Below are 8,138 nucleotides of genomic sequence, written 5' to 3' on the forward strand. Positions count from 1 at the left end.
ATGCCCCGTGCCCCCGCCCATCATGGCTGACACCGAAACGGATCTACTGGCGCGCATTCGCGTGCACGGGGCGGTGCCGCGGCACATCGCGATCATCATGGACGGCAACGGTCGCTGGGCGCGTGAACGTCACATGCCCCGGCCGTTCGGTCATCGGTCCGGCATGAAAGCGGTGCGCGCCGTGGTCGAGGGCTGTCTCGAGGCCGGTGTCGAGTGGTTGTCGCTCTTCGCGTTCTCGCAGGAAAACTGGCAGCGACCGGAGACCGAAGTGTCGGCCCTCATGTCGCTGTTGGAAGAGTTTATCGTCCGTGAAGCGGACGACCTGCACAAGCAGGGCGTTCGCGTTCGTGTACATGGAGATCTTGATCGCCTCAGTGGTCCCGCCGCGGCTGCCGTGGAGCGTGTCATGCGCATCACTGAAACGGGGACGCGGCTGGAGCTGAATCTGTTTATTTCGTACGGCGGTCGCGCCGAGTTGGTGCGCGCCGCCCGGTTGCTCGCCGAAGACGTGCAAGCTGGGCGCCTGACGCCAGCTGCGATCACGGAAAATGAGTTTCGTGCGCGCTTGTTCACGGCCGACTGCCCCGATCCCGATCTCCTGATCAGGACGTCGGGTGAACAGCGGCTCTCGAACTTCCTGCTCTGGCAGGTCGCCTACGCCGAGTTGTACATCTCGAATGTGCTCTGGCCGGATTTCGGGCGCTCGTCGTTGTATGAAGCCATCAGCGATTTTCAGCGTCGTGATCGACGCTTCGGTCGCGTCGGTACGTGATGCGTTACCGGAAGCGCAGTGCGGTGCGCCTGCCTTTGCTCTCGCCCCCCCTCGCGTGAACGAACTTGCCCGGCGCGCCGTCGTCGCCCTTATCGGAGCGCCGATCGCGCTCGGAATCATCTGGCTCGGTGGCGCGCCGCTTGCCACGCTCGCCGGTGCGCTCTCGGGCATCGCCGCGTGGGAATACTACCGCATCGCTCGTGAAGGTGGCACGACGCCGATGAGCGTGGTCGGAATCGTGCTGTCGGCGTTGATCCCCATCGCTGTGCATGCGCAGCAACTCGGCGTGTTCGCGGTGCCGCTCTTCGCGTGGACACTCGTGCCCTTGTTCGTCCTCGCACTCTCGATCTGGACCCGCGGCGCCAACGGCAAGCCGCTTGGCGCCGCGGCCACGACCATCTTCGGCGCGCTGTATACCGGCGGCACGCTCAGCTACATCTACGCGCTACGCTACTTCGGATACGCGGTCGGCGACACGGCTGGTGCGCTCGTGGTGATCATGCCCGTGGTGCTCACCTGGGCCAGCGACACCGGAGCCTACTTCACCGGTCGCCTGGTGGGCGGCCCGAAGCTGATTCCGTCGGTGAGTCCGGCCAAAACCATCTCGGGCGCGGTCGGCGCTATTGTGGCAACCGTAGGGGCGTGCGCCGCGTTCGTGCATTATCTGCTCAAGCCGCAAGCGCAACTCGCGTTCAGCCCCACCGGGTTGATCATCTTCGCCGTTTGCATCAGCGTGACGGCGCAGATCGGCGACCTGACGGAATCGTTGCTGAAGCGCGAAGCTGGCGTGAAGGACAGCGGAACGCTGTTCCCAGGCCATGGCGGCGTGCTCGATCGCCTCGACTCACTCTTCTTCGTGCTGCCCGTGACCTACGCGCTGTACTACGCGCTCTTACTCCCGGCTCCCGGAGGCTGATGAGCAACACCGGTTCGAATTCGAAGACTTCGAAGCCCGCGGGTGTCGCGATTCTTGGTTCCACAGGATCGATCGGGACCAGCGCGTTGCGTGTTTTGGCGCGCCAGCGAGAGCGCTTTGCGCCGGTGGCGCTGACCGCTCACGGCAACGTGGCCGCACTTGCCGAGCAGGTCGCGACGTGGACGCCGGCGTTCGTGGGGCTTGTGCAGCCGCATATCGATGCCCCCGAGAGCTGGGGCGTGGGCGCTGAATGTCTGGTCGCGGCGGCGACGCATCCCGACGCGCAGATCGTGATCAACGCCGTCGTGGGCGCGGCCGGTTTACCGGCGACGCTCGCCGCGCTCCGATTCGGGAAACGCGTGGCCTTGGCCAACAAGGAAACGCTCGTCGTCGCTGGCGCGATCGTGACCGAGACCGCCCGGGTGCATGGCGGCGAGTTGGTGCCGGTCGACAGTGAGCATTCGGCCATTCTGCAGTGTCTGGCCGGCCGACAGCCACACGAGGTGCGACGATTGGTGCTGACGGCATCGGGCGGTCCATTTCGCACGTGGCCGGCCGACCGAATCGCCGCCGCCACGGTGGCGGATGCGTTGAAGCATCCGACGTGGCAGATGGGCAGCAAGATCACCATTGATAGTGCCACGCTCGCGAACAAGGCGCTCGAGGTGATCGAAGCGCACCATCTGTTCGGCGTGCCCTACGATCGTATCGACGTCGTCGTGCATCCTCAGAGCATCATCCACTCGTTCGTGGAGTTCGTCGACGGCAGTGTACTGGCGCAGATGGGCGTGCCGTCGATGGAGCTGCCCATCCTGTACGCCCTCACATATCCGGAACGCGTGGCGGATTCCGGCGTACCATCCTTCGATCCGGTCGCTCTAGGCGGTCTGAGCTTCGAAGCGGTGCGGTACGACGATTTCCCTATGCTGCGGCTCGGGATCGATGCTGGACGGCGTGGAGCCGCCGCACCGGCCGTGTTCAATGCGGCCAACGAAGTCGCTGTCGCTCATTTTCTGGCCGGACGCCTCAGCTTTTCGGGAATCGCCGTGCGGGTGTCGGCCGCGCTCAACGCGTTGGCCGGCGCTCCGGGCACATCCCTCGATGATCTCCTTCGAGCGGATGCGGCGGCGCGTGACCACGTGAATGCCCAGGTGGGGTGCTGATACAGATGTCTTCCATAACACCGTACATCGCGCCGTTGCTCGTCTTCGGCCTTGTCGTATTTGTGCATGAACTCGGGCACTTCATCGCAGCGAAGCTCACGGGGGTGTACGCGCCCGTTTTTTCGCTTGGATGGGGCAACCGGCTTTTCGGCGTGCGACGCGGCGAGACCGATTATCGCGTATCGTTGATCCCGCTCGGCGGGTATGTGCGCATGGCCAGTCAGGAAGACGAGTCGATGGCAGGTATCGAAGGCGGGAGCGATCGTGGATCCCTCGGCGCCGCCATCGAACGACCGGCCGACGTCTCGCCCGCACTCTGGGACGCGCAGTCGATGGCGCCGTTCGGACCGAAAGCCGTACCCGCCGATCGCTGGGTGGAGAACAAGTCGACGTCGGCCCGTGTGTTCATTCTTTCGGCCGGCGTGATCATGAACATTCTGCTCACGCTCGTCGTCTCCACGGGGATCTACTACCGCGCGGGCAACACGTACGTGCCGGCCGTGATCGATTCGGTGGTACCGGGGGCGCCGGCCGCCATTGCCGGACTCACGGGTGGCGATCGGATTGTCGGGATCAACGGCCACCCGATCCGCGCGTGGGATGAGGTGCTCGACGAAGTCGCGCCGGTCACGAGCGGATCGCTCCGCGTCGAGATTCAGCGTGGCGCTGAGCGGTTTACCCGGGAGATCACGCCGCAGACGGCGGAGATCGATGATCCCGTGACCGGTGCGAAGAAAACGGTGGGGCGGATCGGCATTCAGGTGCGCGCGTCGACGGTGAACGAGAAGCTGAGCCTGGTCGGCGCGATGACGGCGGGCGGCAATGCGACTTGGCGTATGGCCACAAGCGTGGCGTCGGTGCTTGGCGGGCTGGCCACGGGGCAGGTGTCAGCCAAGAACCTGGGTGGGCCGATTCAGATTGCGCGCACGTCGGTGCAGGCCGCCAAGAGCGGCCCGGAGACCCTGTGGTCACTGATTGCGTTTCTGAGCCTCAACATCGCCATCCTGAATCTGGTGCCGATCCCCGTGCTCGACGGTGGACAGATCCTGATTGTGCTGGCCGAACGCGTGAAGGGCAGTGCGTTCAGCGGTCGCGTGAAGGAGGGCGTGGCGCGCGTCGGCGTGCTGGCGGTGCTCGCCTTGATCGTGCTCGTCACCTTCAACGATCTCCGTAATCTCTTCACGCAGTGATCGGATGAGCGCGGCGTTTCTGGTGCGCCGCGCGGCGCTGGTATGTGTCGCGGTCGTGACGGTCGTGGGCAGCGGGTGTCATCGCCGCGAGCGGCCCGCCGCACCACTCATGCCGGTACTGCCGCGGATTCCCCGGGACGCCGCACGGTTCGAGATCGATGCGGTCGACGACAGCACCGCGACGTTTCACGTCTTCGAGAGCCGCTGGGTGCGCGCGGGACTATCGGCGTATGTCGTGGATCCGGCGCATCGAGATGCGCTGGTGGCCCGCCTGACGATTATTCGTCGCGACTCGATGACGGCGACCGCGCTGGTGACCTCGCAGGTGGCCCGTGTCACGACCGACCACTTTCTTCTCGTCCCCCCGCCGCCTACGCCGTGGTGGCGCGCGAAGTGGTTCTGGGTTGGGACGATGGTCGGTGGCGCCCTCGGCGCCGGTGCCACCAACGCGATTCGCTGAGCGTTTCGAGGCGGGAGCGCAGCGAGCTCGAGGATCGTTGTGCGGTGCACGCTTTGGCCATGGCTATTCCAGCGAAGCGCACAACGATACGAGCTCCACGATCTCCAACGGGAATCGCGCCGTCAACGTGCTCACACGCCCATTGCAAGAGCATTTCTTACACACTTTTGTTGACGAATGGCCTCGTCCGAGCTAATTTGGATAGCATGGGTTCTTCCTCCGTCCCGCTCGCCGGCTTCAAGGGCCTGCGCAACGACCTTCTGGTCGCGCTACGCAAGGATCAGCCGCTGACGGCGAAAGAGTTGGGTGCGCGCTTCGGCCTCACGGCTAACGCCTTCCGTCGCCATCTCAAGGAATTGGGCATTGCTGGGCTCGTACGCTTTCGCCGCGAAGTGCGCGGCGTCGGCGGTCCGGAGTATGCGTACTCGCTTACCGAACTGGGCGAGCAACTGTTTCCGCGCTCCTACGCGAGTCCGCTCGCCGATGCCCTCGAAGTGGTGCGCGCCGAGCAGGGGATCGAAGGGGTCGTCCGCATCTTCCGCCGCCGGTGGGGAGCGCTCGCCGATGCGGCCAAGCCCGTGCTGGCCACAATGCCTTTCGCCGAACGGGCCCGTGCCGTCGCCGCCATGCTCACCGATAACGGCTATATGGCGGAATCGGAGTCGACGTCGCCCCACTCGGTGCTCATCCGCGCGCACAGCTGCGCCCTTCGCGAAATCGCACAGCAGTTTCCCGAAGTGTGCAGCGCTGAGGTGGCGTTCATCGAGGACGTGCTCGGCACCGTCGTCGAACGACGGTCACACATGATGCACGGCTGCACGTCGTGCGAGTATGCGGCGCACGAAGCCACGCACGCCGTCAAATCCACAGCATGAAGCGCCACCACCACACAGCTTACGAGAGGAGAGACCAGTGACATATGTAATTACCGAGGCCTGCATTGACACCAAGGACAAGTCCTGTGTGGACGTGTGCCCAGTGGATTGCATCTACGAGGGTCCGAACATGCTGTACATCCACCCGGACGAGTGCATCGACTGCGGCGCGTGCGAGCCAGAGTGCCCGGTGACGGCGATTTTCCCGGATATGGACGTGCCGGCGAATCAGAAACAGTACCTGAAGATCAACCAGGACGCGTTCAAGAGCGCGACGCCTCCGCATCCTCCGACACGCTGAGATGCGAACCGGCCCGCCATCCCAGTGCTTCAACGTTGTCAAAGGAACCTGAGGCATGCAGAACAACGATCCGCACCATGACCGCGCGCCTGGCGCGGTCTCCCAGCCTTCCGTCAGTCCTGAAAAACTGCCAGGAATCAGGCACGTCATCGCGGTGGCCAGCGGCAAAGGCGGCGTGGGAAAGTCCACCGTCAGCGTCAATCTCGCGCTCGCGCTTCAGCAACTCGGCGGTCGCGTCGGGCTGCTCGACGCGGACATCCTGGGCCCCAGCATCCCCGTCATGTTGGGACTTCCCACCGGCCAGAGGCCGGAGACGACTGCGGACCAGAAAATCGTCCCTGCGGAACGGCGCGGGCTGAAAGCGATATCGATGGGCATGCTCACCGGCGACGACAACCCTGCGATCTTGCGCGGACCGATGGTGGGCAAGTACCTGAAAATGTTCATCGGTTCCGTGCATTGGGGACAGCTGGACTATCTGATTATCGACTTCCCGCCCGGAACCGGCGACACGCAACTGACGTTGGCGCAAAGCGTTCCTCTGTCCGGCGCGGTCATCGTGACGACGCCGCAGGATGTGAGCCTCAAGATCGCCCGCCGCGGGCTGCGGGCGTTTGAGACCCTGAATGTCGCCATCCTCGGCCTCGTCGAGAACATGAGCAGCTTCACCTGCCCTCACTGTGGAGAGGACACGGACATCTTCCGCCGCGGCGGCGGCGAGCGGATGAGTTTGGAGCTCGGCATCCGATTCCTGGGTGCCATTCCACTCGACGCCGACATCGTCACGGGTGGAGACGAGGGGCGTCCGATCGTGGCCGAGAAGCCGAACTCCGTCGCAGCCCAGGCCTATGTCGCGATCGCGACGGTGCTCGCCGATCGACTCGAGGCGCTGCCCACCACGGCGCTGGGAGCTTTCGCCTGGAACTGGGAAACGAACGAGGAAGAGCCGGCTTGGGTGGAAAGCGCAGTCCAGCCGATGGGCTCTCCAACCACGCCGGTCGGTTTCCGGCGGCGCGATGCGCGCACGATGTCTGTGCTCTGGGAGGACGGGCGCCGTGACGACTTCGACGTCCGGGACCTTCGACTGGCATGCCCATGCGCCCTCTGCGTCGAGGAAATGAGCGGACGGCCCCTCCTCGATCCCAAAAGCGTGCTGCCGGACGTGGCCCCCCAAACGATCTCCAGCGCAGGCAATTACGCCATCGTATTCCGCTGGAACGACGGCCACAGTACAGGGATTTATACAGTGAAGCACCTGCGGGCCCTCGCGGAGCGCTTCGCCGCCAAGGTGGTGGACGATGTTTGATGTCCTGCCTCTCGACGAGACGATCACGATCCGCGCCGAGTCTTCCGTCGCCGATCCCGACACGTGCAAGTTCACCGTAAGCCGGACGGTGCATCCGGGCGGTCCCTTCTTCTTCCACGCCAAAGAATTGGCCATTGGTTCACCTCTCGCCGAGCGGTTGTTCGCGCTTCCCGGCGTCGCCCACGTACTCGTTACCGAAAACGTCGTAGCGGTCGGGAAGAGTTCAGGTGCCTCTTGGTCCGCACTGAAATCGGGAATCGGAACGGTCATCCGTGCACAGCTCGTGTCAGGGGTACCGGCCATCCTCGAGGCCCCTCTCATCACCGGTGCGTCGGGGCGCACCGACGCCGAAGTTCGCACGGTTATTCAGGAACTCCTGGACGGGCAAGTCAACCGTGCCATCGCGGCCCACGGTGGGAAGATTTCGATTGTCGACGTGACGGATGGAAACCTCTTTGTCACCATGAGTGGCGGGTGCCAAGGATGTGCGGCCTCGCAACTGACTCTGCGACGCGGGTTCGAGGTCAAGGTGCGTCGCGTCGCACCGGAGATCGTGGACATCGTCGACACGACCGACCACACGGCGGGGAAGAAGCCATTCTACGAGCGCGCACGAGCAGACCTCGTGAGTAGCCACGAGACCGTCAAGCCTGAGGCGCAAGGCACGGGCGACCGGTGACCGCGCCGACGTCGATCGCTCGGCGTGCCGCGGACGAAGAGCGGCTAGGTGCTCGTGGAGCACCACCTTCGGATTCCATTGTATCCGGAGGTCTTCATGGTCGGGGGACCTCGCACACGCGTTGCAGCGGGATGGCAGCCCGGCTTCAGGCGTCCCGGCAGGCGGCCATGCAGAGCCGGCCGCACGGCCGCCCGCAACGTGATTCGTGCGACCGAGGGATGGCCGTGCAAGCCGTTTCACTGCGTCAACAAGGTCGACCTCGCCACGATTGGCCCTTGGAAGGTGGTGGCGACCTGTTTAACGGCTGTATCCAAATCGCTGGTTGGGCCGCGTAGGGCCCTTGGCGGCTCGTTTCATCATTCTTCTTCAGTAGTGTCCCAACGTTTTTCAGAGGAGAACGAGTGGAATGGGCTCGACATCAGCGTCTGAATGACGGGGTGGTGGCGTACGTAGTTGATGGAGCGGGACTTGCTCGA

At 64.4% G+C, this 8,138-nt stretch carries 8 protein-coding genes and 1 pseudogene; all 9 read left to right on the forward strand.

Annotated features, from left to right (window positions below):
- The first annotated feature begins 22 nt into the window (after positions 1 to 22).
- The 9 genes and pseudogenes from ACESNG_RS14895 (at position 23) to ACESNG_RS14935 (ending at position 7,662) form a co-directional block, all read left to right on the forward strand.
- Entirely contained in the window at positions 23 to 772 is a 750-nt protein-coding gene (locus ACESNG_RS14895) for an isoprenyl transferase (RefSeq protein WP_373059639.1), read from the forward strand.
- Positions 741 to 1,688 (forward strand): phosphatidate cytidylyltransferase, encoded by a 948-nt coding sequence (locus ACESNG_RS14900; RefSeq protein ID WP_373059641.1) that lies wholly within the window; start codon positions 741 to 743, stop codon positions 1,686 to 1,688. The genes ACESNG_RS14895 and ACESNG_RS14900 overlap by 32 nt, the downstream gene beginning before the upstream one ends.
- Positions 1,688 to 2,851, forward strand: a complete 1,164-nt coding sequence (gene dxr / locus ACESNG_RS14905; RefSeq protein ID WP_373059643.1) for a 1-deoxy-D-xylulose-5-phosphate reductoisomerase — start codon at positions 1,688 to 1,690, stop codon at positions 2,849 to 2,851. Before ACESNG_RS14900 ends, dxr begins: the two co-directional genes overlap by 1 nt.
- A 5-nt stretch (positions 2,852 to 2,856) precedes the next feature.
- Positions 2,857 to 4,041 (forward strand): RIP metalloprotease RseP, encoded by a 1,185-nt coding sequence (gene rseP, locus ACESNG_RS14910; RefSeq protein WP_373069548.1) that lies wholly within the window; start codon positions 2,857 to 2,859, stop codon positions 4,039 to 4,041.
- A 4-nt stretch (positions 4,042 to 4,045) separates the two neighbouring features.
- A complete protein-coding gene (locus ACESNG_RS14915) occupies positions 4,046 to 4,501 on the forward strand; it encodes a hypothetical protein (RefSeq protein ID WP_373059647.1) in 456 nt (151 codons plus the stop codon).
- A 206-nt stretch (positions 4,502 to 4,707) separates the two neighbouring features.
- Positions 4,708 to 5,376, forward strand: coding sequence for a helix-turn-helix transcriptional regulator (locus ACESNG_RS14920; RefSeq protein ID WP_373059649.1), 669 nt, complete (start codon positions 4,708 to 4,710; stop codon positions 5,374 to 5,376).
- Between the two features lie 37 nt (positions 5,377 to 5,413).
- Positions 5,414 to 5,659 (forward strand): annotated as a pseudogene (locus ACESNG_RS14925) (ferredoxin family protein); the annotation flags it as partial.
- Positions 5,660 to 5,732: 73 nt separating this feature from the next.
- On the forward strand, positions 5,733 to 6,983 hold the full coding sequence (locus tag ACESNG_RS14930; RefSeq protein ID WP_373069550.1) for a P-loop NTPase: 1,251 nt from the start codon (positions 5,733 to 5,735) through the stop codon (positions 6,981 to 6,983).
- On the forward strand, positions 6,976 to 7,662 hold the full coding sequence (locus tag ACESNG_RS14935; RefSeq protein WP_373059653.1) for a NifU family protein: 687 nt from the start codon (positions 6,976 to 6,978) through the stop codon (positions 7,660 to 7,662). Before ACESNG_RS14930 ends, ACESNG_RS14935 begins: the two co-directional genes overlap by 8 nt.
- The last annotated feature ends 476 nt before the right edge of the window (positions 7,663 to 8,138 follow it).

It is taken from the genome of Gemmatimonas sp. (assembly GCF_041689975.1).
In the GTDB taxonomy this organism is placed as follows: Bacteria; Gemmatimonadota; Gemmatimonadetes; order Gemmatimonadales; family Gemmatimonadaceae; genus Gemmatimonas.

What these genes read in the sequence shown, in the direction of transcription:
- ACESNG_RS14895 (WP_373059639.1), top strand. Translation starts at nt 23, where the DNA reads ATGGCTGACACCGAAACGGATCTACTGGCGCGCATTCGCGTGCACGGG.
- dxr (WP_373059643.1), top strand. Translation starts at nt 1,688, where the DNA reads ATGAGCAACACCGGTTCGAATTCGAAGACTTCGAAGCCCGCGGGTGTC.
- rseP (WP_373069548.1), top strand. Translation starts at nt 2,857, where the DNA reads ATGTCTTCCATAACACCGTACATCGCGCCGTTGCTCGTCTTCGGCCTT.
- ACESNG_RS14915 (WP_373059647.1), top strand. Translation starts at nt 4,046, where the DNA reads ATGAGCGCGGCGTTTCTGGTGCGCCGCGCGGCGCTGGTATGTGTCGCG.
- ACESNG_RS14920 (WP_373059649.1), top strand. Translation starts at nt 4,708, where the DNA reads ATGGGTTCTTCCTCCGTCCCGCTCGCCGGCTTCAAGGGCCTGCGCAAC.
- ACESNG_RS14930 (WP_373069550.1), top strand. Translation starts at nt 5,733, where the DNA reads ATGCAGAACAACGATCCGCACCATGACCGCGCGCCTGGCGCGGTCTCC.
- ACESNG_RS14935 (WP_373059653.1), top strand. Translation starts at nt 6,976, where the DNA reads ATGTTTGATGTCCTGCCTCTCGACGAGACGATCACGATCCGCGCCGAG.